This is a genomic window from Anaerohalosphaeraceae bacterium (assembly GCA_035378985.1).
Classification (GTDB): Bacteria; Planctomycetota; Phycisphaerae; order Sedimentisphaerales; family Anaerohalosphaeraceae; genus JAHDQI01.
The window spans coordinates 25,357-51,577 of sequence record DAOSUR010000011.1 but is presented as its reverse complement, the minus strand read 5'-3'; the positions used below and the strand labels follow the sequence as shown (position 1 = coordinate 51,577).

The 26,221-nt window shown below is 54.8% G+C and carries 25 protein-coding genes; 16 read left to right on the top strand and 9 right to left on the bottom strand.

The genetic code is table 11. From position 1 onward, the window contains the following. Window positions 1–15: 15 nt before the first annotated feature. Together PKY88_09035 and PKY88_09030 are read left to right on the top strand one after the other, a co-directional pair. Entirely contained in the window at window positions 16–531 is a 516-nt protein-coding gene (locus PKY88_09035) for a hypothetical protein (GenBank protein HOQ05343.1), read from the top strand. 167 nt (window positions 532–698) lie between these two features. Beyond that, window positions 699–3,284, top strand: a complete 2,586-nt coding sequence (locus tag PKY88_09030; protein HOQ05342.1) for a DNA translocase FtsK 4TM domain-containing protein — start codon at window positions 699–701, stop codon at window positions 3,282–3,284. Between the two features lie 101 nt (window positions 3,285–3,385). On the opposite strand, the gene PKY88_09025 is transcribed toward PKY88_09030, so the two are convergent. Further along, window positions 3,386–4,624, bottom strand: coding sequence for an AAA family ATPase (locus PKY88_09025; protein HOQ05341.1), 1,239 nt, complete (start codon window positions 4,622–4,624; stop codon window positions 3,386–3,388). Window positions 4,625–4,904: 280 nt separating this feature from the next. On the opposite strand from PKY88_09025, the gene PKY88_09020 reads away from it, so the two are divergent. Next, window positions 4,905–5,108 (top strand): hypothetical protein, encoded by a 204-nt coding sequence (locus tag PKY88_09020; protein ID HOQ05340.1) that lies wholly within the window; start codon window positions 4,905–4,907, stop codon window positions 5,106–5,108. Window positions 5,109–5,164: 56 nt separating this feature from the next. On the opposite strand, the gene PKY88_09015 is transcribed toward PKY88_09020, so the two are convergent. From PKY88_09015 to PKY88_09005, 3 genes are all read right to left on the bottom strand, one after another. Beyond that, window positions 5,165–6,169 (bottom strand): glycoside hydrolase family 5 protein, encoded by a 1,005-nt coding sequence (locus tag PKY88_09015; GenBank protein HOQ05339.1) that lies wholly within the window; start codon window positions 6,167–6,169, stop codon window positions 5,165–5,167. A gap of 76 nt (window positions 6,170–6,245) precedes the next feature. Beyond that, window positions 6,246–7,685, bottom strand: coding sequence for a sugar porter family MFS transporter (locus PKY88_09010; protein ID HOQ05338.1), 1,440 nt, complete (start codon window positions 7,683–7,685; stop codon window positions 6,246–6,248). A gap of 16 nt (window positions 7,686–7,701) precedes the next feature. Continuing rightward, entirely contained in the window at window positions 7,702–8,973 is a 1,272-nt protein-coding gene (locus PKY88_09005; GenBank protein HOQ05337.1) for a uroporphyrinogen decarboxylase family protein, read from the bottom strand. Between the two features lie 213 nt (window positions 8,974–9,186). On the opposite strand from PKY88_09005, the gene PKY88_09000 reads away from it, so the two are divergent. From PKY88_09000 to PKY88_08950, 11 genes are all read left to right on the top strand, one after another. Next, window positions 9,187–9,681, top strand: a complete 495-nt coding sequence (locus PKY88_09000) for a ferritin family protein (GenBank protein ID HOQ05336.1) — start codon at window positions 9,187–9,189, stop codon at window positions 9,679–9,681. A 76-nt stretch (window positions 9,682–9,757) separates the two neighbouring features. Further along, window positions 9,758–11,506, top strand: coding sequence for a hypothetical protein (locus PKY88_08995; GenBank protein ID HOQ05335.1), 1,749 nt, complete (start codon window positions 9,758–9,760; stop codon window positions 11,504–11,506). Between the two features lie 26 nt (window positions 11,507–11,532). Continuing rightward, window positions 11,533–12,351, top strand: a complete 819-nt coding sequence (locus tag PKY88_08990; protein ID HOQ05334.1) for a PTS sugar transporter subunit IIA — start codon at window positions 11,533–11,535, stop codon at window positions 12,349–12,351. Between the two features lie 46 nt (window positions 12,352–12,397). After that, window positions 12,398–13,372, top strand: a complete 975-nt coding sequence (locus tag PKY88_08985) for a type II secretion system F family protein (protein ID HOQ05333.1) — start codon at window positions 12,398–12,400, stop codon at window positions 13,370–13,372. A 435-nt stretch (window positions 13,373–13,807) separates the two neighbouring features. Then, the gene (locus PKY88_08980) at window positions 13,808–14,053 is read left to right on the top strand and encodes a MerR family transcriptional regulator (protein HOQ05332.1); all 246 of its coding nucleotides are present in this window, start codon (window positions 13,808–13,810) and stop codon (window positions 14,051–14,053) included. After that, window positions 14,050–14,964: a hypothetical protein gene (locus PKY88_08975; GenBank protein ID HOQ05331.1), complete on the top strand. Its 915-nt coding sequence runs from the start codon at window positions 14,050–14,052 to the stop codon at window positions 14,962–14,964. Before PKY88_08980 ends, PKY88_08975 begins: the two co-directional genes overlap by 4 nt. 217 nt (window positions 14,965–15,181) lie before the next feature. Then, complete coding sequence (gene nrdR, locus PKY88_08970) at window positions 15,182–15,673, top strand: transcriptional regulator NrdR (protein HOQ05330.1); 492 nt, start codon at window positions 15,182–15,184, stop codon at window positions 15,671–15,673. Window positions 15,674–15,730: 57 nt separating this feature from the next. Beyond that, window positions 15,731–16,273 (top strand): hypothetical protein, encoded by a 543-nt coding sequence (locus PKY88_08965; protein HOQ05329.1) that lies wholly within the window; start codon window positions 15,731–15,733, stop codon window positions 16,271–16,273. A 271-nt stretch (window positions 16,274–16,544) separates the two neighbouring features. After that, window positions 16,545–16,742: a hypothetical protein gene (locus PKY88_08960; protein ID HOQ05328.1), complete on the top strand. Its 198-nt coding sequence runs from the start codon at window positions 16,545–16,547 to the stop codon at window positions 16,740–16,742. Window positions 16,743–16,754: 12 nt separating this feature from the next. Further along, on the top strand, window positions 16,755–17,276 hold the full coding sequence (locus PKY88_08955; GenBank protein HOQ05327.1) for a YbaK/EbsC family protein: 522 nt from the start codon (window positions 16,755–16,757) through the stop codon (window positions 17,274–17,276). Window positions 17,277–17,461: 185 nt separating this feature from the next. Continuing rightward, the gene (locus tag PKY88_08950; protein HOQ05326.1) at window positions 17,462–17,740 is read left to right on the top strand and encodes a hypothetical protein; all 279 of its coding nucleotides are present in this window, start codon (window positions 17,462–17,464) and stop codon (window positions 17,738–17,740) included. Between the two features lie 64 nt (window positions 17,741–17,804). Here PKY88_08950 and PKY88_08945 read toward each other — a convergent pair whose 3' ends face one another. The 5 genes from PKY88_08945 to PKY88_08925 all read right to left on the bottom strand — a co-directional run bounded on the left by PKY88_08945 (window position 17,805) and on the right by PKY88_08925 (window position 24,031). Beyond that, the gene (locus PKY88_08945; protein HOQ05325.1) at window positions 17,805–18,995 is read right to left on the bottom strand and encodes a peptidylprolyl isomerase; all 1,191 of its coding nucleotides are present in this window, start codon (window positions 18,993–18,995) and stop codon (window positions 17,805–17,807) included. A gap of 228 nt (window positions 18,996–19,223) precedes the next feature. Further along, window positions 19,224–20,732, bottom strand: a complete 1,509-nt coding sequence (locus tag PKY88_08940; GenBank protein ID HOQ05324.1) for an asparagine--tRNA ligase — start codon at window positions 20,730–20,732, stop codon at window positions 19,224–19,226. 122 nt (window positions 20,733–20,854) lie between these two features. Continuing rightward, window positions 20,855–21,982, bottom strand: a complete 1,128-nt coding sequence (locus PKY88_08935) for a hypothetical protein (protein HOQ05323.1) — start codon at window positions 21,980–21,982, stop codon at window positions 20,855–20,857. Beyond that, window positions 21,957–22,478, bottom strand: a complete 522-nt coding sequence (locus tag PKY88_08930; GenBank protein HOQ05322.1) for a hypothetical protein — start codon at window positions 22,476–22,478, stop codon at window positions 21,957–21,959. The genes PKY88_08935 and PKY88_08930 overlap by 26 nt, the downstream gene beginning before the upstream one ends. Further along, window positions 22,475–24,031 carry a hypothetical protein gene (locus PKY88_08925; GenBank protein HOQ05321.1) on the bottom strand — a complete coding sequence of 519 codons (1,557 nt, stop codon included), beginning with the start codon at window positions 24,029–24,031 and terminating at the stop codon, window positions 22,475–22,477. Before PKY88_08925 ends, PKY88_08930 begins: the two co-directional genes overlap by 4 nt. 458 nt (window positions 24,032–24,489) lie before the next feature. Between PKY88_08925 and PKY88_08920 the strand changes: the two genes are divergently transcribed. Both PKY88_08920 and PKY88_08915 read left to right on the top strand, forming a co-directional pair. Continuing rightward, complete coding sequence (locus PKY88_08920; protein ID HOQ05320.1) at window positions 24,490–25,038, top strand: RNA polymerase sigma factor; 549 nt, start codon at window positions 24,490–24,492, stop codon at window positions 25,036–25,038. A gap of 4 nt (window positions 25,039–25,042) precedes the next feature. After that, window positions 25,043–26,206 (top strand): hypothetical protein, encoded by a 1,164-nt coding sequence (locus PKY88_08915; GenBank protein HOQ05319.1) that lies wholly within the window; start codon window positions 25,043–25,045, stop codon window positions 26,204–26,206. Window positions 26,207–26,221: the final 15 nt, after the last annotated feature.

Sequence of the window (26,221 nt, the reverse complement as noted above, 5' to 3'; positions counted from 1 at the left end):
CGATAAGAAGTCTATATGCCGACTCGAATCAGTTTGATAATTCGCTTTTTGTTTTTTTGTGTGTTTTTCAGTATTGGGGCCGGGACCGTTGCTTTCTCGATCCTTCTTGACCCGGAACTGAGCATCTATTTCCGAAATCGCCGTGTGCTGGCCCAACTGGAGGCGGAAAATAAGCGGATTGAGGAGCTCACGGAAAAATACCAGATGCAGATTGATATGATTCGTCGGGAACCGAACCTTTTGGGGCGGCTGGAATTGGTCACCTTTGGAAAGGCCTATCGGCCCAAGGAAGCAGATGCCTCCACTGTGCCGATTTTCGACAAGAATTTGCAGGAAACAGCCCGGGCTGTTTTGGCGGAGATAGACTCCAAGCCCGAAGAGCCCCCGATGCCGAAATGGTTTGAACGGTGTCTTCAGCCGAACATTCGAACCGCCCTTTTTCTGGCCGGAAGCGGGCTGGTCATTATTACCTTCATTTTTTTCGGGAGTCCATCTGTCCCTGCGGACTCATCCAAGGAACACCCCGACTGAAGATTGATTTCCGGCCTTTTATTGGGAAAAGGTTCTGTTTTATCCATTTTTACAAAAACCAAACCTTTGCAGTGAAAAACGGAGGAATGCCGATATACTTTCAATGCTGAAAAGTGCTTATCAGTGTTAAAAACTTTCTTTTTGAATAGTTATAGGGCCTGCAAGCCATGGCTGGGAAAAGCAAAAAAAGAACTCGTGACCGGCAGAGCCGCAATTCGGAACAGTCGGCTCATTTGTATAAACTTGCTTTGGAAGGTATCCTGCTGGCTTTTTGTGTTTTTCTTTTTTTCAGTCTAATCAGTTTTGACATTGGAGACGAGCCGGCGGGGTATGTATGGCCGACCAATAATCCGGTCACCAACTGGTGCGGACGGGTTGGGGCTTTTTGTGCCTATTATTTGATGGTTTATATAGGACCCGGTGCGGTGTTGGCGGCCTTTTCCATCGGGATGATGCTGATTGTTCACCTGTCGGGCCGACCTTTGACTCAACTGAACCTGCGCTTCGTCGGTCTGCTTTTGCTGACGGCAGCGGCTTCGGCAAGCTGGTTTCTGCTCTGGCCGGATGAGCCGATTCTGCTGTATCGTCATGGTTCAATTCCCAGCGGCAACGGAGGAATTCTCGGGATTGCCCTTGGCGTGTTTTTGCGAAAGCATCTGGCTTTGCTGGGGACGGCGCTGGTTTTGTTTTCGGCCTGGGTGGTTGGTGCGATTTTGCTGGCAGACAGTGTTGTGCTGGCGCTGACGCGCGGCTTCGGTCATCTGACGGGGCGTCTGTTTGGTCTTGCCGGACCGGCCTGGAGTGCCGCCCAAAAGCACTCTCAGGCCCTGGCGGACATCTGGACCCGACTGAGCGAAAAGCAGAAGAAAGAAACCACCAAGCTGCAGGAAGCCCTTCGTCAGAAGCGGGAGGCATCAGACACTGCCGCCGCAGAGAAAGAGAAGGAAAAGGACAAAGCGGTCCTGCCGCCCAAACCGGTTCAGTCCAGCGTCGAGGAAAAACCGATGGAGCCGGCAGCCGCTTCCGAACCGACCTCTGCCGTCTCGAAGGACCAGGAAGAGCAAGCTGCTGTGCCGGCAGAACCCTCCAAAAAGCCCAAACAGCCGGCGGCCAAGCCGGAGCCGTATATTCCCCGCACCTATGACGACTATCAGTTTCCGCCGCTGGAGCTGCTGCGGGAGCCGGAGCCGAACTTTACGGCGGTTCAGGAAAAGATGGTGGAGCACAAGGCCCGCACGCTGGAGGAGCTGCTGGAGGAGTTCGGGATTCAGGCGGAGGTGGTCAATGCGGAGCCGGGACCGGCGATTACGATGTATGAGCTGCAGCTGGCGGCGGGGGTGAAGGTCAATCAGATTTCGAACCTGGCCAACGACATCGCCCGGGCACTGGGCTCGGGAATGGTTCGCGTGGTCGCCCCGCTGGCGGGCAAGAACACCATCGGCATTGAGGTCCCCAACAGCCAGCGGGAGATTGTTCGGCTGCGGGATTTGATTCTTAAGGGCGGGGCATCCGCTTCCAAGATGCAGATCCCGCTGTTTTTGGGCAAAGGGTCCTCCGGCGAGGTGCTTGTGTCGGATTTGGGAGCAATGCCGCATCTGCTGATTGCGGGCACGACCGGTTCGGGCAAGAGTGTGTGCATCAACAGCATTATTACGTCGATTCTGATGACCCGCCGGCCGGATGAGGTCAAACTGATTCTGATTGACCCGAAGATGGTGGAGATGGCGGCGTTTGAATCGATTCCGCACCTGATGTGTCCGACGGTGACGGAAATGCGGCGGGCCGAGCAGATTCTTCAGTGGGCAATGGAAAAGATGGATGAGCGGTACGAACTGCTGGCCGAGGCCAAGGTTCGCAATATCGCCTCCTACAACAAACTGACGCCGGAAGAGCTGATTGAACGGTTCCAGCCGAGCACGCAGGAGGAAGAGGCCCAGATTCCCAAGAAGCTGCCTCATATTGTTATCATTATTGATGAATTGGCGGACCTGATGATGACCAGCGCCAAAGAGGTGGAGTCATACATTGTGCGGATTGCTCAGAAGAGCCGGGCGGTTGGGATTCATCTGGTTTTGGCGACCCAGCGTCCGCAGGCAACAGTGGTGACAGGGCTGATTAAGGCGAATATGCCCGCCCGCATTGCGTTTCGTGTGGCGGGTCGAATGGACAGCCGAATCATTCTGGACCAGAACGGGGCCGAGTCGCTGCTCGGGCAGGGCGATATGCTGTTTTTGATTCCGGGCACAAGCGACCTGATTCGCGCACAGGGGGCGTATCTGGAAGACGATGAAATCCGCAACATTGTCAACTTCCTGAAGGATGTGGCCCAGCCGCAGTTCCATCCGGAACTGATGCAGCTGAATCGGGCTGAGCTGGCCGCCGGTCAGAAAGATGAGCTGTTTGATGAGGCGGTTCGGATTGTTCTGGAAACCCGGCGGGGCAGTGTCTCGCTGCTGCAGCGGCGGCTGAGCATCGGCTATGCCCGGGCCTCCCGCATTATTGAGATGATGGCGGCGGCGGGGATTCTGGGCGAATACAAAGGCAGCCAGGCGCGGGAGGTGATGATGACTCTCGAAGAATATGAGGAAATGAAGCGCAATCAGCTGCCGGAAGAGGTGGCTCAGTACGAAGACCTTTCCGGACGAGAGGAAAAACACGATGTCCGAACCGACGAAGAGGACGAGGAGGCGGAGGAATCGGACGAGGATGAGTACCTTTCGCCGACGGAAATCATCAACGAGGACAACCCCTGACGGCGGTTCAGCCCTGAAATCAGAGGACTTTCCGAGAGAGAATAAAAAAACCCGGCCGATTCGAGGGCCGGGTTTTTTCGTTCATTCAGAACGGGCTCGGTTTATTTGACGTGCAGAACAGAATTGTATTCTCCGAACGGATTGGGCTCGGCGTTTTCGTTGTAGGGGTCCTGCTGCCATTGGCCGTCCACGACAAGGCGATACCGATAGGTTCCCTTGTTGAGCGGGAGCTTGAGAATCCATTTGCCGTTCTCGCCGGCCCGCTGCATCGGGGTCTGTTCCGGGATCCAGTCGTTGAAGTCGCCGGCAATCTGGACGGTTTTGGCCCGCGGATAGAGGGTCGAGAAGATGACCGTATCGCCTTCCTGACGAACGCCGTAAAAGTCGGCGATTTTCTCTTCGAAGGTGCGTGTATCCTTGGGCTGCGGCGCTGGAGCCGATGCCGCAGCTGCGGGTTCTTCAACCGTCGTCTTGCGGGGTTCTTTGATGGTGGCCAGCAGTTCTTCGGCGCTGGCACTAATGGACTGGATGCGTGCTTCGAGGGTATCGACCAGCTCGGCCTTGTGAACGAGGGTATCCGTGCCGATTAATTCTTCAGCCAGGTTGAGGAAGTCCTTATAGCCCTTGCTGGCCGGGTCGTATTCGCTGATGGGCTGCCCGAGACTGGCGGCTTCTTTGAGTTTGGTATTGAAGTTGACGACCGTCTGAAACATCCGATCTCCGAAGTGTTTGCGAAGCTCGGCCAGAATCTCACGTCCCATCTTGGTGCGGATGTCATACATACTGGCCAGCACCATCAGGTTGACCTTCTGCCGACACTGCTCGCAGAGGACCTGAAGGGTCTCCAGCTGCTTGCTGAGACCGTGCAGAGAGAAGTAGCCCATCTCGACCGGCACAATCACATCGGAAGCCGCCCGCAGGGCGTTGAAGGTCAGCAGTCCTACAGAGGGCGGGCAGTCAATAATCACATAATCGTAATCAGCCCGGACCTCTTCGAGGACGGATTTGAGGCAGTTCTCCCGGTCCATGATGCCGGCCATCTGGGACTCAAAGGCCGCCAAATCGATGCTGGAAGGGGCCAGTTCGAACCGGTCGCTGATTTGCCAGAGGATTTCCTTGAGCCGAAGCGGCTCGCCTCGCGCCTTGCCGATTAAGACATCATAAATGCTTTGTTCAATCTGTTCTTCAGGGACGGCCAGGCCCACGGCACAGTGAGACTGCGGGTCCAAATCAACCAGAAGCGTCCGATATCCTTTGGCCGCAAGGGCGCTGGACAGGTTGATAGAGACGGTGGTTTTGCCGCATCCTCCTTTTTGATTAATAATGGCTACGGTTCTCATAGAAACTCCCTTTTCTAAGTCCCGCAAGGGGTTGCTGTTATTTGGCGTTCGTAATTTAATTTTCGTCAAAGTATGGCGGAATCTTTAGTTTTTTATCGGACAAAAAAAGAAAAAAGGCGTTTTTAATATTGAGAAAAGGCCATTATAAGGACATACGGGGTCTTTATTGGTTCTTGCGTAGGTTGAAAAAAATGGATGATTTTTTGTTTTTTGCCGATAAAATAGGAGGTTTCTATCTTCTGAATATTTTGAATCAGAGGAAAAGCAGGAGATTTTTGCGATGACGGAAGAACAAATCATCCAGTGGATGTATGAAAAGATTAAACGGGACGGTTTTACAAATGCAACGTCTTTGGCGGAAAGTTTTCTGCAAGAACATCGAATTACGGATGTTCTGGACCCGACCTTTTCACTGACTTTGGATGTGGGATTTAAGGTAGCTCAAGAAATCAAAGACCGGCAAATGGCCTCATTTGCCAGCTAAAGTGGCTTAATATTTCTCTATTTTAACAGAATATTCCGGCGGTGATATTCTGTTGTTTATGGAATCAGGGCATTGTATATCGGTTGAACCCACTTTTCGTTTTCGACATCGTAAAGGACAAAATCGGAATCGAATTGCCAATAGGCCCAGCTGAAGCCGCATTTTTCGGCGGTGCGGGCGACAAAAGAGATATAACGGACGCGTGAGTCCATATCGGCCTTGTCATACGCCCCGAACTCTCCGAGGAAGATGGGGCGGTTGTTTTTCTGGGCCCATTCTTTGACCTTTCGGAAATCCTCCACAACCGCTTCCTCGTCGGCGGCACTTCGCGGCCAGATGATGCCGGTCTTCTCAGTGTAGGCGGGGGTCCAGCGTGCCCCCTGATGGGTAAACTCCATCGGCTTGTAGTAGTGGATGGTGACAATCAGATTGCGGTCATCCTCCGGCAGCTGCAGCGAAGGGAGGGCATCGACGGAATTATAGTGTGCCGGACCGATGATAACGGCCCGTGTGGGATTGGATTTTCGGATGACGGCCAGGGCCTGACGATAATAGTCATTCCAGAGCTCCTCCGTCAGCTGCCGGTTGGGTTCATTGAGAATCTCAAAGAGCACGGTCGGCGGGGCGGCCGCAAACTCGGCGGATATCTGCTCCCAAAAAGTCAGGAACTTGCCCCTGTACGCAGCCGGGTCGGAGCCCATTGCGTTGTATTCGTGCAGATCGAGGATGGCGACCAAACCGGCGGCCAGGGACTTCTCTACAGCCCAGCGAAGGGTTTGAAGCCACTGCGGGTCCAGCGAATGCGGCGGCTCGTCTTTCATAAACCGGAACGGATGAAGATTGATGCGGACGCTCGAAAAGCCGGCGTCTTTGAGCATTTTGAAATACGGCTCTTTAAAGCGGGCCTGCTGCGGCGAGCGCCAAATCGGGTCATAGCCGATGATGTTCACGCCGCGTCCGATTTTCTGATTGAGTGCAAAAATGTCCATCTCTTCCGAAGCCGCCTGAAGAACACCCGTTAACAGAATAAGTCCTGAAAAGAACAGGATTACTTTCCGCATAAATACCCCTTTTTGTCAACCGCAAATATTTACATTTCCGCCTTTATACTATCTCTTTTCCGGCTCAAAGTCAAAATTAACTCGCTTTGTCTGCAAACTGCCGCTCGATTTCTTCCAGCGACTTGCCTTTGGTTTCCGGAAGGAACTTGAGGATGACAAAAAAGCCGAAAAGACAGATGGCCCCGTACAGCCAGAATGTACCGTGCGGCCCCAGCGAGCGGTTCAGATAGGGAAAGGCCAGGGTCAGCAGGGTGCAGGCAATCCAGAGGGAAAGGACGGCGACGGCCATGGCCGCCCCGCGGATGCGGTTGGGGAAAATCTCGGAGATAATCACCCAGGTAATCGGGGCCAGGGACATCGCATAAAAGGCAATCGCCGCCAGAACCAGCAGGAGCATAAAGAAGCCGCGGACCTGCAGGAAATAGCCCGTGCCGAGGACGGCATAAATGCCGGCCAGACCGCCGGACCCGAGGAGCATCAGGGCCTTTCGTCCGAGGCGGTCCACCGTGTAAATCGCCGCAAAGGTAAAGAGCAGATTGACTGTGCCGGTGATGACAATGTTGAACAGGATATCGCCGACGGAATAGCCCGCGGCGGCGAAGATTTCCTGTGCGTAGTTGAAAATGGAATTGATGCCGCACCACTGCTGGAAGACCGCCAGAAAGACGCCCAGCGCGATGATTTTCAGCAAACGCGGCTCCAGCAGGTCGCGGAAGCGGACAGAGGCGATTTCCTCTTTGGCCAGGGTTGCCTGAATGCTGTCGGCCTCCTGACAGGCGTATTCCCATCCGCCGACTTTTGCCAGAACCGCCCGGGCCTGATTGAGTTTGCCGTATTTGACCAGCCAGCGCGGGCTTTCCGGCAGCAGGAACATCAGAACAAAAAAGCCGAAGGCGGGCAGGGTTTCGGCTCCGAACATCCACCGCCAGCCGACCCGGCCGTGCCAGCCCGCCAGAATGTCCGCCGAGGAGGCATCCGGCGATAAAGGATGCGAGCGGGCCAGCATCCAGTTGACCCACTGTGCTGCCAGAACGCCGATGACGATCGTCAGCTGGTTGATAGAGACCAACCGCCCGCGAATGGGTGCCGGAGACATCTCGGCAATGTACATCGGAGACAGATTGGAGGCCAGACCGATGCCCAGTCCGCCGAGGATGCGGGCCAGCGAATAATCCGTCAGCGTTTGGCTGAACGCCGTCCAGAGGGCCGAGGCGGTAAACAGAAAGCCCGCCCCAATCAGCAGGCGTTTGCGTCCGAAGCGGTCGGACAGCACACCGGACAGGACGGCTCCGAAGATGCAGCCGACCAGGGCGCTGCTCTGCGCCCAGCCCCGCAGAAACGGGGTGTCATCCGTAATTTGGAAATAGGGTTCGTAAAAGGGTTTGGCGCCGCCGACAACCACCCAGTCATAGCCGAACAGAAGTCCCCCCATAGCGGCCACCAGACAAACCCGCCACAAAAAGGCCCGGTTGTATTCAGCGGCCCCGGCATCCACGTTTGTTTCTGCGTGTGTCATTGTGCTCCTTTGATTGTTATTTCCGTGCATCGTCGATGGCCCGGAACATCGCTAGAAGGTTTTTGGTCGGGACATTGCTCTGGACATTGTGGATGCTGTTAAAGACATAACCGCCGTTTCGGCTGAAGATGTCAATGCGCTCGCGCACCTGCCGATAAACCTCCTCGGGTGTGCCGAACGGCAGGGTCTGCTGGGTATCGACCCCGCCGCCCCAGAAGACCAATTGGTCGCCGAACTCGTTCTTGAGCCGAACAGGGTCCATGTCCGCCGCAGAACACTGGACGGGATTGAGCACATCGAATCCCGCCTCAATCAGGTCCGGAATCAGCGGATAAATGGAACCGCAGGAATGAATAAAGATTTTCCATTTCGTCAGTTTATGGATTTTGTCATTCACGGCCTTCTGGAAGGGTTTGTACAAATCGCGGTACATCTGCGGGCTGATAAACGGCCCCCGCTGCGTGCCGAAATCCGTGCCGCTTACAAAGACCACCTGCACCTTGTCACCCAGCGCGGCAGCCAGCCGTTCAATGTTCTTCAGCCCGATTTCACACTGATACTCAAACACCTTATACACATAATCCCGTCGGGTTACCGTCGAGACGTACCATTCCTCAACATCGCGGATGCCCCTGGGGTGTTTAAGCCAGGGGGCGGGCACGAGGGCAATATCGCCGAAGGCCAGTCCGGGAAAAGTCAGGTAAATGCCGGCGTCGGTGTTTTCGTAATACCAATCGACCTGCCGCTTGAAATGGGCAATGTCGGCCTCGGAGAGCAGCCCGAACTCCTCGCAATTGTCCCGCCAGTCCAGTTTCTCCTCGACGATCGGCTCCTGGCGTCGAATCGAATCCCAGAACCAGCTGTGTTTGGGCATTTTGGCACAGGGCGGAATGGTTGTGTCGCCCTGCGGGTACATCAGCAGGTCGCCCTTGGCATCCGTCGTCCAGTTGAATTGCTCCGGCACAAGGACCTCCGTGCCGTCGGCGGGCATTCGAAAGGGCTTCCAGCCGGTGTTCTCAAAGCCGAACATATTGCAGCGGGGATGGACGCCCACGACATCCAGCCCCAGCGCCAAACGCAGCGGCTCATCAATCTCCCCGAGCATCTGATAGGGCTCGATGACCTTAACACGATAATCCGGCTCTCCCAGCACCGCCTGCCGAAGGCGATGAACGGCACAAACCCCCATCCCGGTCTGCCCCCCGGCTCCAAAATCAACACAGAGCCGATCCGGCATTTTGCGGTCCAGAATCGCCTGAAGACGCTGTCGAGAAGTCAAAGCCGGCATTTTTCCCCTTTTGAGAAGGTTGGTTGTCTTTTCGCTCTGTCCAGTCTCCCTCCATCTTAATTCAAAAGGTGAACTTTTGAAAAGAAATTTGGAGTGAAGAAGGATTGATTACTGCTTGCAGAGGGCCCTAAAGAGTTGTAAAATAAATGTTTTTAGGGGTTTAAAAACAGGAAACGTTCAGAAAAAGATGACCGGCGGCGGGAAGAGGCGATTATGCTGAAATTTCGCACATTTGACGAAGTTTTGGATTTTGCAATCGTTCAGGAAAAGGCGGCCCAGCAGTTTTATGCCAAGCTGGCCCAGGAGGTTCGGGACCCCGCCGTCAGGGAGTTTTACCAGCAATTGACGGCGGAAGAAAAGGAGCACGAAAAACGCCTGATTTCCCTGAAAGGATATGCCTATGCCCTCCGGGAGCCGGACTTGCGGGATTTATCGGAGAGCGGGTATCTGGATGCTATGCCCGTGCCGGAAGATGTGAGTCTGAAGGAAGCCCTGCAGTTTGCGATTCGTAAAGAACGCTCTGCGGAGCACTTGTATTCACTTTTAGCGGATTTGGTCCAGCAGGAGGAACTGGAGCAGCTGTTTCGGGTTTTGTCAGGACAAGAGTTGCATCATCGGCAGGTTTTTGAGAAACGCCTGGTGGCGCTGGAAGAAAATGAAAAAAAGGGCTCATCGAGTGCTTTTGAGGGTCTAAAAAGCCCTGAATAAACTTGACACCGGCGAAAGAAAACCGGTACGATGGGGGAGTTTTTGCTGAAAGAATCTGTTTTTCGGGAGAGATACGGTGAAAGAGAGCATCGGAACGGCTCGAGCGGCGGTTTTGTCGGCGGCGATTTGGGTGCTTTTGGGTTGTTCGGACGACCCGGCTCATCAGGCCCAGAAGAAAATTTCTGAAAAAACAGAGGCGGCAGCGGCTCTGCTGACTTATGAAGGCAATGTTGAGGGCGCCCGGGCTCAGCTGGATCAAGCCCTTTTGGCGGGCGGCAGTGCGGCGGTGCGGGAACCGGCCTATTTGACCATAGGCAATCTTGAGCTGACGGACCTTCGCCGGCAGGCGGCGGATTTGGAGGCTGCCAAACAGCCGGTCCTGAATACCCTGATTCGTCTGGCCGAGCAGGTTCGGCGGATTGGGAAACTCCGCAATCAGCAGCAGGGGATTTCCCAGATGCTCGAGTCAGGACAGAAAGAGATGGCGGAACTGGAGCAGGCACTGTCGGGCGGAGGGCCGTTGGGAGAGGGGTTGGTTCGCGAGTTGACCAAAGCTCAGGAGGAATTGGCGGCCCTGACAGTTCAGCGGCAGGATTGGACGGCCAAGGCTGCGGCAGCAGATGAACAGCTGTCGCTTCTGCAGGCCCAGGCGGATGAACGTTTTCAGGAGGCCAAACTGGCCGGCGGTGTGCGTAAGACGGAACTGGAAAAGGCCGGTTATGAGATTCTGCTGAAGAAGAAGAGTTTTTATTCCGAGAAGCAGGAAGCCCTGACGCAGGCGGAGATGACCGAACGGCAGATTGCTTTGGTGCAGCCGCGTGTGGAACGGCTGGCAGCGGCTATTGAGGATATCCGGAGCAAGCTGGAGGGGCTTCGGCAGTCCGAACAGATCGCTCAGCTGCGGGCGGCCCAGGAGCAATTGGCCGGACAAATCCAGCAGGAATTGGGGGCTCTCCGCCAGATGGTTGCGGAACTTCGGGAGAATGTCGGGGCCTATCAGCGGCAGTATGAACAGGTGAATGCGTCAATCGAAAAAGTGCTTGGTGCGTATGAGCGGATTCAATCTCGCTCATCTCAGCCGACGGTGCTGTACAAAAAAGGACAGATTCAGTCGCTGGCGGGCCAGCTGGCGGGGGGCCGACTTCAGTTTGAACTGATGGTCAGTGTGTCCGTCGAGGGGCTTATCAAGGCGGCCGGCGGGGATGCGGCGGTTGAGACGCTGCTGCGGGAGGGGCTGCTGACGGTGGCGGAGGATGAATGGCTGGGCAAGGCTTCGGCGGCTTTTGATGAGGCGGATAAGACCTTTGAGCAGGCGCTGGCGGAAGGCCGTTCGCTGAGCGGGGAAGCCGCTCGGCAGTATGCGGTGAACGTGACAGCCAGCCGACTGCTGAACCTTCACTCCAAAATGAAGCTGGCGGATTCGCTCGACCGGTATGAGTTGGCTGACGCAGTCGAGGCGGTCTTGAAGGAGCAAATGCAGAAGGCCGCTGAACTGGGGCCGATTTTTACACAATCGGAAACGGCGCGGCTGTTGGAAAAAGGACTGAATTATCAGCCGCAGATGCCGTATGACAGCGAACTGTATTTTGAGTCGCTTCGTCCGCAGCTGACGGCCTGGAAGCAGGTGCAGGGCACTCCGCAGCAGCGGGAACAGGCAGCCCGGGAAGCCCTGGCTTTGATTGAACAGTATGAGGCCAAAGCGGATGAAAAGATGCTTCGTCTGCTGCAGGCCGAAAAGCAAACGGTTCAGGCGGCTATCGAACGGGGGTTTGAAGAGCCCGCTCCCGGTACGGGACCGTCTGTCGGTGAGCCGAACCAGCCCTGAGCGAATAGGAGCGGACGGAGGCTTGAATGAAACTGTCTGATTTGATTAAACCGGAATGCATCCAGACGGGGATGGTGATTGAGGATAAGGCCATTGCCCTTTGTGAGATTGCCGCCCTGGCCAAAAAAAGTCCGCTGTGCCGGCATATCTCGGAGGAGGACATTCTGGAGGCGCTTCAGGAGCGGGAGACGCTTGGGTCAACGGCCTTCGGCGGACAGGTGGCGATACCGCATTGTCGGCTCAAGTCCATTCAGGATTTTGTGGTGGGGGCGGTGACGATTCCGGACGGGGTGGATTTTGAGGCGGCGGACCGTCAGAAAGTCCGGCTGATTGTTTTTATTCTGGCGCCGGCGGAGCGGCCGAATGCTCATATTCGGCTGCTGTCGTCGATTTCACGGGCGCTTCAGAATCCCAAAGGCGTTGAAAAGATGGTGGCCGCCAAAGACGCCAAGTCGCTTCGGCAGATGCTGATTCGCCAGGCCGGTGCGGAGATTCCGCTGGAGGTGTCCAGTCAGAAGAGTCTGCTGCATGTGTTTGTGCAGGATGAGCACGTGTTTGAGCAGATTCTCGGAGCGCTGGCCGGGCTGGAAACCGGCTCTCTGGCGGTGCTGAGCGGGGAGAACAGCCGTACCTACTTGTCGAAGATGCCGCTGTATGCCCAGTTTGCCAAGAATGAAAGCGGGAACGGGTCGGTGTGTCGGGTGATTTTGGCGATGATTGAGCAGCGGCTGGACAATGAAATTATTCGGCGGATTGAAGGCATTACCGGCCCCCTGCAGGAATGCAGCGGGGTGATGGTGACGATTCAGAATCTGTCGTATGCGGCCGGCTCGCTCGAACCGTAAGGTTTTCTTTAGGGGCGGGCAGCCGCTCTGAAGAAGGAGGTTCGTTGTGGCAGACCCGAAGATTCAATTCTATCATAGTTTGTCCACACTGCTGAGGGCTGGTGTTCCGATTCTGCGGGCTTTGCCGCTTTCTTCCCGAGTCCTGCGCGGGTCCTGGCGGCGGATGGCTCAGTCGCTTGATGCCGACGTTCGAAAGAGAATGTCGCTGGCCGACAGTCTGGCTCGGAGGAAGCGATATTTTGAACCGCTGGAGATTGAGCTGGTCCGCACGGGAGAACAGACTGGACAGCTGGCGGAAATTCTGGAACAGCTGAGCCAATGGCGGGAATTCCTTCGTCAAATTAAACGAACGTTCTGGTCCGGGATGGCCTTGCCGATTGTGTACATCCATTCCGCGGCGCTGGCGCTTCCCCTTCAGATTTTAGGGAAAGCGATTCTGCACAAGGAGGGTGAGATTGCGGATTATTTCTATTCCGTGGCCGGGATTTTGTCCATTTTTTATGTTCCGGCCGCACTGACGGCCGCCGCCGTGTACCTGACGCCTTCGCAGGGGTTTTTTCGAAAGATGTATGATTCGGCGCTCTGTGCCGTGCCGGTGATGGGGAAAGCCGTAATCAATCTTTCTCTGAGCCGGTTTGCCAAAACGTTTGCGATGCTGTACGGTGCAGGTGTGCCGATTGTCCAGGCCTCCGAGCAGGCCATGCGAAACTGCGGCAACTGGCTGGTCCAGCAGCGGTTGAAGGGAGGATGCCTGAATGTCAGAAAAGGATTGTTGATGAGTGCAGGGTTTGCTCCGACGGTGGATGCGCAATTTCGTGAAATCTGGCTGGTCGGGGAGGAAACGGGAGAACTGGAAGAATCCGCCCAGCGGCTGGGGAATATGTATGCCGAGCGGGCCGAAACGAGCATCAGGGTCTTTGCCCGAACATTCCCGGTTTTGATTTATCTGCTCATTATGGGCGTTTTGGCCTTTCTGGTGTTTCAGGGGTTTCTGTCCATTTACGGGACAATATTGTCCTAATAGTCCGGATATTGGATAAAGAAGGGTCTGCTTTGGCGAGATATTTTTTTCGGAAGAATCAGCGGATTCGCAGTCAGGCGGATTTTCGTCGTGTGATAGGGAGGCGCTTGTCTGTCCGGCGGGGGATGATGCAGCTGTATATGGCCCCGAATGGGCTAAAAAAACCGCGATTTGGGGTTTCTGTGGCCAAAAAGGGGACCAACGCTGTGACTCGAAACCGGTTAAAGCGGCTTGGACGGGAGGCATTCCGGCTCAGTCAGCATCAGATTCCAGCGGATTTCGACTATGTTTTAATTTTTACACCGAAAATGTCGAAAAAAAAAGAGAAAGGCACCATTGAGTTGCCGACATTTGAGGTAGTAAGGGAGACGTTTTTGGATATGGTATATACATTATGGTCTCGACGTGCAGCGTTTGAAAATGACGGAGCGTAAATTGTTCAGTATTGGACAGGCGGCATCCAAAGCCGGTGTATCTCGACAGACTGTCCAGTATTATTTGATGGTAGGATTGCTGGAGCCGACGGAAGTGACAGCAACGGGCCGTCGGTTCTTTGATGAGAAGGCGATTGAGACGATACGTCTGATTCATCAGATGAATGATACCGGATATACCCTGCGGGATATCCGGGAGATATTTCTGGAAAAACGAAAGAACGAGGGAAAAGGACCGTCAAAATGATGGATTATGCCGCTCAGCAGCGCCGCCGGAATCTGATTGTAGGCGGATTTGTGTTGGTGGCCCTCTGCGCCTTTTTTTGGATGCTGATGGTTTTCGGCGATTTGCCGGTGGCTGTGGGGAAGATGCGCTCGTTTGAGGTGCTCATTGAGTTTCCCAATGCACCGGGGATCGGACGGGATACACCGGTTCAGTACTGCGGGTATCAAATCGGGCGGGTGCTGAAGGTGTCTCCGCCGGTGCTGGCGACGGACCCCAACGGCAGACCGATGGGACACGTAGTCAAGGCGGTTTGTCTGATTGAGGAGCAGTACAAGGATATCCCATGGAATGTGGATATCAAACTGATGCGCCGGGGGCTGGGCAGCAGTTATATCGAGTTTACGTGGGACCCCCAAAAACCGCTGGTTCCGAAGTATCCGGACAATCCGCGGTCGGTGTATCTGATGGACCAGATGGTGCTGTCGGGTACGACGGGGCTGACGAGCGAGTTTTTCCCGCCGGAGGTCCAGAAAAAACTGGAGAATCTGGTCGATGCGATTGCGGCGCTGGCAACCAACGCCAATCGAATCATCGGGGATGCGGACAATCAGGCCAACATTCGAAAAACACTTGCCGCCGTCAGCGAAGCCACTGCCCAAGCCCGCGATACACTCAAATCTGTGCAGCAGTTTACGGATGTCGGCACGGAGCAGCTGACACGAGTAGCCGACCGGCTTGATACAGCGCTGGCGGAGTTTGGACGGGTCTTTGCGCAGATTAATGCCGGACAGGGCACAGCGGGCCGGCTGGTGACGGATGAGCGGCTGTATGAAAATTTGGTGGACAGCACGCTCGAACTTCAGATGGCCCTGGAACAGATTAAAAAATGGGCGGCGGAGGCCCGCGACCGCGGCATCCGGATTAAGTGGTAGTCCCCAAACACCCTTTCTTCTAATTGTTTCGTTCGACGCTGCTCGGAGGCAGAAGCTGCCGGATTTTTTCCGGCGGGACTGTTTCTATCTTCCTCCCATTTTTAACAGATTTCCTGTTGACATTCTTTTTAGAACCCGCTATATATAAGAAATGGAATTGGGCAGGGTCTATATATAGTAGTCGGCGGCGATAGATGGAATTTTCGGGGACTGGCCTGTGAGATGTCCATTCTGCAAAGAAGACCAGGATCGGGTGATTGATTCACGTTCGAGTGAGGGAGGGCGCATTATCCGCCGCCGCCGGCAGTGCCTGGTCTGCAAGCGTCGGTTTACCACCTACGAAAAAGTCGGGGAAACCTACAAACTGAGCGTCATCAAAAAAGACGGCTCCCGTGTTCCGTACGAGCGGGAAAAGATTATCGCCGGTCTTCAGAAGGCCTGTTATAAGCGTCCCGTATCGGCCGAACAGATGCAGGAGATTGCCGACAAAATCGAAGAAGAGGTCTTCCGCAATTTTGACAAAGAGGTTTCCTCGCGTTTTCTGGGTGAGGCGGCGATGCGCCATTTGCGGAAGGTGGATAAAGTGGCCTATATCCGTTTTGCCAGCGTCTATCGGGATTTCAAGGATGCCGGAGAGCTGCTGGATGAGGTTCATCAGGTTCTTCAGGAGCCGGACCTGTCGGACCAGCCGGGTTTGTTCGGGCATTAAAGGGAACGGTTTTCGCCAGGCCGTTCGGCCGTTTAACCTCTGTCGAAAGGAACCGTCATGCGAGTGCGAGTAATCAAGACCGACGGTACAGCAGAGCCCTACCTCCATACCAAAGTGCTTGGAACATTTCATCATGCGCTCAGTGCCGCCGGAGAAGCCAATTTGTATGCGGCGGAGCAAATGGCTCAGGCCGTTACCTATTATCTTCACAGCAGTCCGGCAGCCCGCACCGTCAGCTCCGATGAGATTCACCTGATGATTCAGGCGGTTCTTCAGGATACAGGACATCGAGCGGCAGCCGAGGCGCTCAATCAGCATCGGGTTCAGCGAAAACTGCTGCGCAGGCGCATTGAAGTCATTGGCGATTCTCCGGCGGAGGAGCCGTCTTCAACCGCCTGGAACAAGTCGGAGATTGTGGCCTATCTGATTCGCCGGTACCATCTGAATCGTTCGCTGGCACGGGTGATTGCCGGGCAGGTGGAGGAAAGGGTGTTTCGGATGGAGGTATTTCGCGTCCGGAAAGGGCTGATCCGGCAGCTGGTGGAAAATGAAACCGAAGCAATGCTTCGAGCTGAAGAACAGCTGAATATTACCCTGTAAGACCCATTCAAGAGTCGGTTTGTCTCGATAAAAAAAGTCGTTTTTCCCCGCATTTATTCTTTCCTCCGAAAGGAAACCTGCAAACCCATTGCGGATACTCCTCGCAGAGGAAGGCGGAAAGCCGTTGCTTTTCTGAACGGTTTTTTGGTACAATGAGCCCATATCCATCTCCAGTGTTTCTGCTTCCCCGAAGAACAGCAAGTGTGTCTGGCCGGCAAAGCGAAACACCCCTGATTGAGGCATGCAGTCAGACGATTTAACGGAGGGAAAAATGACTGCGATTCGTGCTCATCAATCGGTTGCGGAATGGGCCCGTCGGATTCGATGGTCTATTGCCAAATCCATTCATAATCCCCTTGTATGGCTTTTTGCCGTGCTTGGAGTGATTTTTTATATTATGTTTCGTCCCGGCCGCATCCGGAGGCGCTGCGGCATTATTATTTTCAATGAGATTTGTTTTCCTGACTGAAAGGAGGTCCCTATGAATGTGATTGATTATCTGAATGAGCAGCAGACAAAGTATGAAGTGGTTCAACACAAGCCTGCTTATACGGCCGAACAGCTGTCACGGGTGGAGCATCTGCCTGCCCCCCAGGTGGCCAAGACGGTGGTGGTGGAGGCGGACGGGCGGTTTTATCTCTGCGTGCTGCCGGCGGACCGGAAGATTGACTTTTTTGCTCTTCAAAAACATCTGAACGCCAATCAGGTACGTCTGGCGGATGAAGATCAGATGGCCCTGCTGTTTTTGGATGCGGAGGTCGGGGCAGAAGTTCCTTTCGGGCATTTGTACAACCTTCCGACCTTGCTGGACAAAGCGCTTTTGAGAGACAAGGAAATTTCTTTTTTGGCCGGCAGACATGATGTTTCCGTCCATATGAAGATGGAGGATTATCTGCGGCTGGCCCGTCCGAGTGTTTTGAAGTTTTCTTATCCGGCACAGGCGGAGCGGTTTCTGGACCCGTATTTTTTCGACCCGTATTTGGACAATAATTTTCTCCCGTAAATGAAAGCAGCTGACAGCCCCTGTTCTCTGCTCTGGAGAGGATTTCGGCGAAAAGAGTCCGGCGGAAACGGAGAAGGCGTTTTTTTTTCAGAAAAAATGAAACAACCCTCGCTGTTCTCCTGTCTATAGCAGTGTGTGTTTTGGCAAAAAAAGACCATTCATTGCTTGAAAGAAAGGATTCTCTGATGCTCGGATATGGCTGCGGTCCTTGTGACGGGGCGGAGGCCGTTTTCGGTATCTGCTTTGCTTTCGGGATTATCCTGCTGGTTCTGTCGGTGAATGTTGTGCTGGTAGTCTGGCCGTTCTGCCGGATCTTCGCCAAGGCGGGGTATCCGTGGGCCCTGGGCCTCTTGATGATGGTGCCGATTGCCAATCTGATTTTGCCGTTTGTGCTGGCGTTTGGGGATTGGCCCGCCCTGCGAAATCAAAACCGCAGTGCCCAGGGAACATCCGGGAGTTTGTAAATCTTTCCATAAAAAAACCGCCGTTTCGCGATGAAACGGCGGTTTGAATGGCTTGCTGGTTTCTTTACTGCTGCGGCTGCGGGGGCTGCTGCGGCTGGGGAGCCGGCGCCGGCTGAGCGGCCCGCATCTGCTGCATCATCTGCATCTGCTGCTCAAAGGCCTGCTGTCGGGCCTGTTCTTCCGGGGACCATTCTATCTTGGCGGCAGCCCGGAGTTTGGCCTTAATCTGCTGCCAGCCCTCTTGTTCTTTCTGGTCTGTCAGACGCCCGATAAGGGTTTCCTTGACCTCGTCAAAAGACTGTGTTCCGGCATCTTTGTGGTCGGTTCTTTTGATGATGTGGTAGCCGTACTGGGTTTCGACGATGTCGCTGATTTGTCCGTTCTGCAGGGAGAATGCGGCATCTTCGAAGGGCTTGACCATCTGGCCGCGCGGGAAGGTGTACTCGCCGCCGCGGTCTTTGGAGCCCGGATCTTCCGAATATTCTTTTGCTAATGCGGCAAAATCCTCCCCGGCCCGAGCCCGCTGGAGGATGCCCTCCATCTTTTGCCGAATCTGGGCTTTTTCTTCCTCGGTCTTGCCCTGCGTGCGAAGCAGGATATGGCTGGCGGTCACCAGTTCGGGCTGCGCAAATTCCTGCTGATGCTCGTCATAGTAGGTTTTGGCTTCCGCTTCCGTGGCCTTCAGGTCTCCCAGTTCCGCCTTCATCAGGGCCTCCACTTTGGCCCGTGTGAGAAATTGCTCTTTGACATCGTCCACGGACATGCCGGAAGCGGTAATCTGCTCGAGCATGGCTTCGAGGGTCAGACCGTTTTCCTCCGCGAACTTTTTCATTTCCTGCTCGGCCTGCTCCGGGGCTACCTGGATGTTTTTCTCTTTGAGGGCCATCTCAATCAGGGCCAGGTCCACCAGCATTTCCGTCACCTGCCGGCGGGTCTGATCGCGAAGCATTTGGATGCGCTCCTGGGGCACTTCCATTCCCGGCGGGACCATCTTCAGCCGGGCCTGCACCCGCTTTTCGACTTCCTGAGCGACTTTGGATTCCATAATGGCCTGCCCGTTCACCGTGACAACTACGGCATCTGCGGCAGGAGTCAGTGCCGGCGCCGGAGCGGCTTTTTCGGCGGCTGGTTCGGATGGGCCAGCAGGGGCGGGAGCAGCCGCCGGCTGCGGCTGAGTTTTTTCGTCTTTGCATCCTGTCAGGACAGCGATTCCAGCCAGAGCCATCCACAGAGCAAGCGGCCTAACCAATTTCATAAACCTTTTCCTTTCATAGTCTTAAAAATATTTCGTGCCTGTTTGCAAATCTACAAAATAAACACATTACCCCTTTGCGAATGGATAATCAAGAAAGATATTTTTTTGCAGGGCTTGCCTCCCAGACTCCGCAGCGGACAACTTCCTCTATGTAGTAAATTTGATGATGCCATCATCATTTCGCTCCATTCCGTGAGAAACTGAAATCTTTTGAATGCCGCTGTTTTTTTACAGATAGACTTTGTCCATTAGTCGCGGGAAGGCGATGCATTGGCGGATATGCCGTTCGCCCGTAATCCAGGCGACGGTGCGCTCCACGCCCAGCCCAAAGCCGCCGTGCGGAACCGAGCCGTACCGGCGCAAATCCAGGTACCACCAGTAGTTCTGCGGGTTGTATCCTTCTTCCTGAATCCGCTTGAGCAGCCGGTCATAGTCATCCTCGCGGACGGAGCCGCCGATAATTTCTCCAAAACCGGCCGGCGCCAGCAGGTCAAAGTTTTCGACGACACGCTCGTTGGCGCGGTCGGCCTTCATATAAAAGGCCTTGGCTTCTTTGGGATAGTGCGTGACGAAGACGGGTTTTTCGTGCATCAAAGACAGAATGGTCTCATCCGAGCCGCCCAAATCCTTGCCCCAACGGAAGGAGGCCGCCAGCTCGGCGTGCTTGGGATTGTTCTGGATTTTCGTTTCCAGTTCGTCCAAATCACTGCGGATTTCGACGATGCGGCGGGCGTTCTTCTCCTGCTGCCATTTTTTCAGACCGCCTTTGTTCTCCTGCTCCTGGAGCTGGGCCAGTTCTTTTTCGAGAGCCTCCTTTTGGGCCTGAAACTCAGACAGCTGCCGCTTCATAAACTCCTGCGTTGCCGGACTGGTGAGGATTTCGGCGGCCTGGGTGTAGGTGAGCCGAACAAACGGCGGCTGCACCTTTTCGAGTCCGGCGATGTCGGCGCCGAGCATCTCCAGCTCTGCGCGGTTGTCGGACAGGACCCGCTGCACAATCGAGCAAACCAGTCCCTCGGCCAGTTCCAGAAGGCCGTTTAAGTCGATATAGGCGACTTCGGGCTCGACCATCCAGAACTCCGTCAGGTGCCGGCGGGTCTTGCTTTTTTCCGCGCGGAAGGTCGGACCGAAACAATAGACCCGCCCGAAACTCATCGCCGCCGACTCCAGATACAATTGCCCCGTCTGGGTCAGATGCAGGGGCTGGCCGAAATAATCGACCTCAAAGAGGGTCTGTTCGCCCTCGCCGGCAATCGTGGTAAAAATCGGGGTATCCACGAGGATAAAGCCCCGGTCGTTAAAGAATCGCCGGATGGCGTCAATGACGGTATGGCGGATGCGTCCGATGCACCAGGGCCGGCGGCTCCGCAGATGAAGATGGCGGTTCTGGAGAAGAAAATCGATGCCGTGCTCTTTGGGGGTAATGGGATAGTCTTTGGCCGCCTGATGGATTTGGGCATCCGTAACCAGCAGTTCATAGCCGCCCGGGCTGCGCGGCTCGGCCCGAACAATCCCCGCCACCGACAGAGACGATTCCTGCCCCAGATGCTCGAGGGCTTCGTAGAGGTCATCGGGGATTTTGCCCTTTTCGACGATACACTGGCAGAAGCCCGTGCCGTCCCGCACAATCAGAAACTGAACCTTGCCGCTGGGCCGGCTGTTGTACAGCCAGCCGTTCAGACGCACTTCATTGCCGACATGATTTTGCAAATCTGAAATCCACGTTTTCATCGCCATATAAATTCCGAAAAAACTGTACGTGCCTTGTCAGTGCAGCTCTGTCAAAGACAGGCCCGAGGAAAGCTGCCGACTCTTTCGCGAATTGTAATACTTTGCCGCCGCAGATACAAATCTGTTTTTTACAGGCATCCGCCCTCCGGCACCGGCCAGAGCGGAATATCATCCTTTTCAGCAACCGGCCCGGCCGTTTTGAGGTCCACCCGCCGCTGACAGACGCCGCCGTCGTCGATACCGTTGCAGCCTTTGCTGTAAAGACGAAAGCCCGTCTCGCTCCGCTGATAAACGTAGGAGTCCCCGCTGAGCGGGTCTGTGAAAATCTCTTCAGAAGGGGCATAAGACCTGCACGCGTCCAAGTCCGGCGGCCACGTCTGATGCTGCTCTTTGACCTGACGAAGGGCCCTGCACAGAACCACCGACCGCCGCTGCGTCTGGTGCCGCAGACAGGCTTCAGAAATGTTCGAATAGACGGCTCGAAGGGTTTCAAGGAGCAGCTTCATGACAGATTGATAATTGAACTCGATACGGGTTATTCCGCCCTCCGACCGCGGATGCCTCCACTCCGGATGAAGCCCCCTCTCCATCAGCGGGTCGAAAAGCCTGTCAACTTCCTGAAAGAGTATCTCGGCACGGCTGGGGTAAAACAGAGTCAGCAGCAGGAAAAGAAGTCGGCCCTTGACCAGTTCAAGATAGGTCGGCGATTGCCGGTTCTGCCGAATCAAATCAGGTACGGCAAAAACGGCGATTCCGCTTCGTTTCAGGCGGGTCCGTCCCTGTTCGTTGACCTCATACAACGTGGCCCACATCTGTTTGGCTGTCAGTTTTTCAAACTCCATCACCGCAGGCCACAGCTGGGTCCAGGAAATATCCATTTTCTCCAGAATCTTCTGAATCCGCTCGTCCTGGTCCGGCTGCGGAACCCCTTCGAGGATTTGGTATTTGAGAACCGCACAAATCCTCTCATCCAGACGCAGACTGTTTATGAGGGATGAAAACATCGGCTGCTGTCTGAGATGATTGGACAACTGAGCCGCGGTGTACAGCTTTTGCAGAGCCGATTCGGTGTGTCCCTCCGCCAGGTCCAGCGTACAGGAGCGAAGCAGAATACCGGCGGCGGTGGACAGATTGACCACCACATCCTGATTTGACGTCTGACCCCATTGCGGTTCCAGCCCAAACCAGCATCTCGCGTATTCCGCAGCGGCCTGCAGCTCGATGACGGATTCATTCTCCTTCAGCCAGTCGGCCAACCCGGGGAAATCCCCCCCGCTGCCACGGATGCCGGACGGCGGCGGATTGGGGGTCCAGCTCGCTCAGCCGGCACTGCAGGCCCTCCCAGTCTTTTCGTGCAAACAACTCTTTGTACAGAACCGCCGCATTTTCGCCGTCCGGTATCTCCTGTGCCTGCCGCCAAATGCGGATTTGGTCCTCGAGGGCATAGGGCTTCCATTGCAGGTCCGGTTTTGCCGGCAGGAAGACCCAAACCAGAACCAGCAGCACGCCGCCCAAAAGACCGTATCGAACTTTCTTGGAATAAGATTTCAGAAGCAGCGCCGGGAGCAGCAATAGACAAAGCAGCCCCAGCACCTTCCACGGCAGCCGGACATAAAGCCCCAGCAGAATCAGAAGAGCCGGCAGAATATGGCAAACCCAGAAGAAAATACTTTGCTCGTTCCGGCTCGTTTTTGTTTCGTTTTTCTGTTCCGTACTTTCCGGTTCACCGGAAGACATTGGCGTACGGTTCATTCTTCATCTCCTTCGATTTTTACTTCCCATCCGGGTGTCGGCCAGTACTGGCGGTCATCTTTGTCCTCTTTCAAATAATCGACGCCCTGGTCATCCCGTTTGTTTATCCCGATACTGTACAGGCGAAAACCGTTTTGTGTCGGCACATAAACAAACGGCTCGCCGCTGACGGGGTCCAGCCGACCCTGCCGGGCGGACAGTTCCTCGAGATTCGCCGGCCACCGGCCGTTCCGGAGATAAAAACGCCTCAATTCCATCAGGAGGGCCATCGCCTGCCGCAGGGCCTTTTGCTGACGGTTTCGGCTGTTGAGGGGATAATAGTAACTCACCTGCCGTTTGGCATACCAATCCACCAGAGAGCGGCTGTTGAGTCCCCGCTTCCAGAGCGGCTGGGTATCCACCCACTCCAAATCTTTTCCCTCCTCGGCCATTCGTGCATAGCGGTCATAGCGTTTGTTTATCAGGTCGGCGGCTGCCTGCGGCGAGGCCGGCATGCTGAACCACATAATCAAAACCGCCAGCTTGGTGAATTGTTCCGTAGCGAACAGCCGATAGCGCGGATAGCCGAGCACTTCATGAAGCCCCAGTCCGATATCCCGGGACAGACGGGTCTGCCCTCGGGCATTCTGCTGGTAAAAGATCGCGGCGATATTGCGGGCCAGCATTTTTTCCCGCTGGAGAATCCGGGGCCAGTTGTCCTCCCAGATTGGGTCGGTCTGTCGAAAAGCTGCCTCAATCTCCTCCAGCATCGGCTCCGTGCATTCCTCCACAATCATCCGGGAAAGGACTCGTCCGGCCGCCTCCTCCAGATAATACCCGCCCGCCTGGTCCAGAAGCGTTCCCTGCTGATAAAAATGACGGGCTATGTGAACAATCGTAAGCTGTTTTTCGAGCGCCGGCTGGAGCCGGCCGCAGGCCAAATCGCGGTTGGCTGAGCGGAGCAGGATGCTGCACCAGGCCTTCAGAACCTTGATGCGCAGCTGCTGCCTTTGATAACGAACGGGGTCGCCGGGCACCTCAAACCGGCACAAGGGCTTGCGGGCATTCTCCATCAGCTGCTGAAGAATTGGTTCGCATTCGTCCATCCAGCGGCTTAAGGCCGGAAACTGCTCCGGTTTCCAGGGGCCGGCGTAGGACAGTTGGTCTTCCTGTTCAGAATAAGGATAGGAAAAAACCGTTTCACGGGTCTTTTCCACAAGCGAGGTATAATAGTCGGCAGCATTGTCCGGGATAGAGTCTGTCGGCTCAATCGCAAATGGGTAGGTCATCCACTCCGCCGAATCCCCGGATGGGATTTGAATCCATATCCAAACGGATATGGCGGCCGCAGCCATCACAGCCCAGCACCATTTTTGACTTTTTCGAGGGACAAATACGGAAACAAGCGGAATGAGTGCCAGCAAAAGCACAATTTTTATCGGAATATGGAGGACAAGCCCGATGGAGCACAGAAGGGAGCAAAGGAAAACAGCCGACCAGCGGACAATCGCCGATAGCACCCGCCAGGCGAAGCGTAAAGCGCCCCCAATCTCTCTCCCGGTTGTTTTTCTCATTTTGGACGAGTACATCTTACCCGTCTTTTGCTGTTTCACAAGGGTATTTGAGTATTTGCTCCGAGGCAGCCAAGACGGACTATTCGATTAAGTCCATACAATACGGACAGTTAGAGCAGGAATCCAAAATTTTTCTTAATAAATTCACATTTTTTTATCAATGGCGGGGGGTTCTCAAACGGCTATATTAGAGGAGATTTTGGAAAAGATTCCTTCCTCCTTGGGCGAAGGAAATTCTTTAATAAGCTGTCAGTGAGGTTTGGTGAAACACAAGGATGTTTTGCAGTCCAAGAAAGGAACAATTCGGGAGCGAAAAAGGCCAGAACTATCCCGAACGGTTCTTTGAAAATTAGGCAGTTTGGAGAAAACGGAGTGAAAATACTTGCTTTTTCCGGCGGTTTTTCCGTAAAATATTCTGCTTCAAAGGGATACACACGCAACAATACGGAGTTAGGGTTGTGGGGTCGGAAAAAAATACTCCGCCGGAACAGTTGGCCGCGATGAGGGAGCAGGCATCTCGTTTGTTTCAGGAACACGAGGGCTTTATCCGTTCGGCGATTCGATTTGTGATTCAGAATCCGTCCGACCGCGATGATTTTTACCAGGACCTTTTTTTGTCTTTTATTCTGGATCCGCCGTTCGGAGATATTCAGAAACCTCGCGGCTTTTTCTACCGGCTTGTTCTTGAGCGGGCTACTGATTGGTATCGAAATCAGGCACGAAGGCGGAAAGCACTCCTCAAGTTTTACCAACAAGCCCGGCTCGATGCCGTGGAAAAAGGAGCTGAACCCGTAATCTCTGATGTCGATGAACTTGCCGTTTTTTTTGAGAAGGTCCAAACGCATTTGAAAACGAATGAAGGTCGGGCGATTTTGTATCGGTATAAAGAGAATTATACGCTGAAGGAAACAGCTTTGAAGCTGGGGGTCAAACCAGAGACCGCGGCTCGATATATCTGCAGCGGTTTGAAAAAAATCAGAAAAGCTTTTTTTAATAAAGAAGGATGAAGTTATGAAGAAGGAGAGCCAATCTGTTTGTCGACGGGCTGCAGTGTTCTATTATGATTATCTGACTGAACCGTCCGAAATTCCGCAGAACGTTCGGGAGCATATAGAACGGTGCGGAGAATGCCGGGCGGAGCTGGGGCGTCTTGCAGAGATTCTGGAAAATCCTGAACCGGCCGTTCGGTCTGTTCGAATGGAGATTCTGCGCTGTCAGGTGCCGCTTTTTGACCGGTGGGTGGGCTGCACGCAGACAAAGCCGTTTCTGCCGCTTTTGTCGGTGGAGGGATTGGTTCCGTCGGTTCCGACGCCGGCGGCGGCCCATCTGGCGCATTGTTCTCTGTGCCGGAATGATTTGGAGGCCCTGAAGAGATTCTCGCTGACGAGTGAACAGGCCCTTGCGGCCGCCCGTTTTCTGAGCGGCGACGGGGATGCCCGTCTGATGTTGGCCAGCCCCTGTCCTGATGCGCTGGAGGCAATCCGATGCAGGGAGGATTCTGAAGTTCTGACGAAGCTGGGCCGAAATCCGGATGGGACCTTTCAGATTGCAACGGCTCAGCGGGCTGCGGACGAGCCGAAAAAGACAGCGAGGCAGCGTTCGTTTGTGTGGGTTCGCTATGCCGCGGCGGCTGTTCTGCTGATCGCTGTTCTGCTGCTCTGGCAGGTCCGTCCGGTTCGGGGGTTGGATATTGCGGAAGTCTATCAGGCCCTCGGTCAGGCCGTCAATGTGTCGGTCACTTCGTATCCCCAAGGGGGGCAGAACCTGCTCCTGGCTTCATATGCCTTCGAAGAGCAAAGGCCTCTGCAGGAAATCTGGGTATCCAATTCCCTGGGGGTGCATCTTTTTATTGAAAAAGAGCGGGCCGTTCTGTGGGATTTGAATCGGCAGAGGAAACTGATTAAGACGGCCTCCGGAATAGAAGTGATACCGATTGAAGAGCCGGCCAAGAAACTGGAGATACCATGGGGTCTGCTGCCGTTTCGCTCGCCGTCTGAACTGCCTTCCAGGTACAAATGGAAATCCGTCCGTCCGTCCGATGGTCAGCGAATGCCGAATGTTGCGGTTTATGATTTGACGTGGATGGATTATTCGGCGCTGGGCCGGCCGGTGGAGCGGCGGTGGCGGGGTTATCTGGATGCCCGGTCGAAATATCCTCTTCGGATTGAATGGTAGGAGAAGCCAGACAAC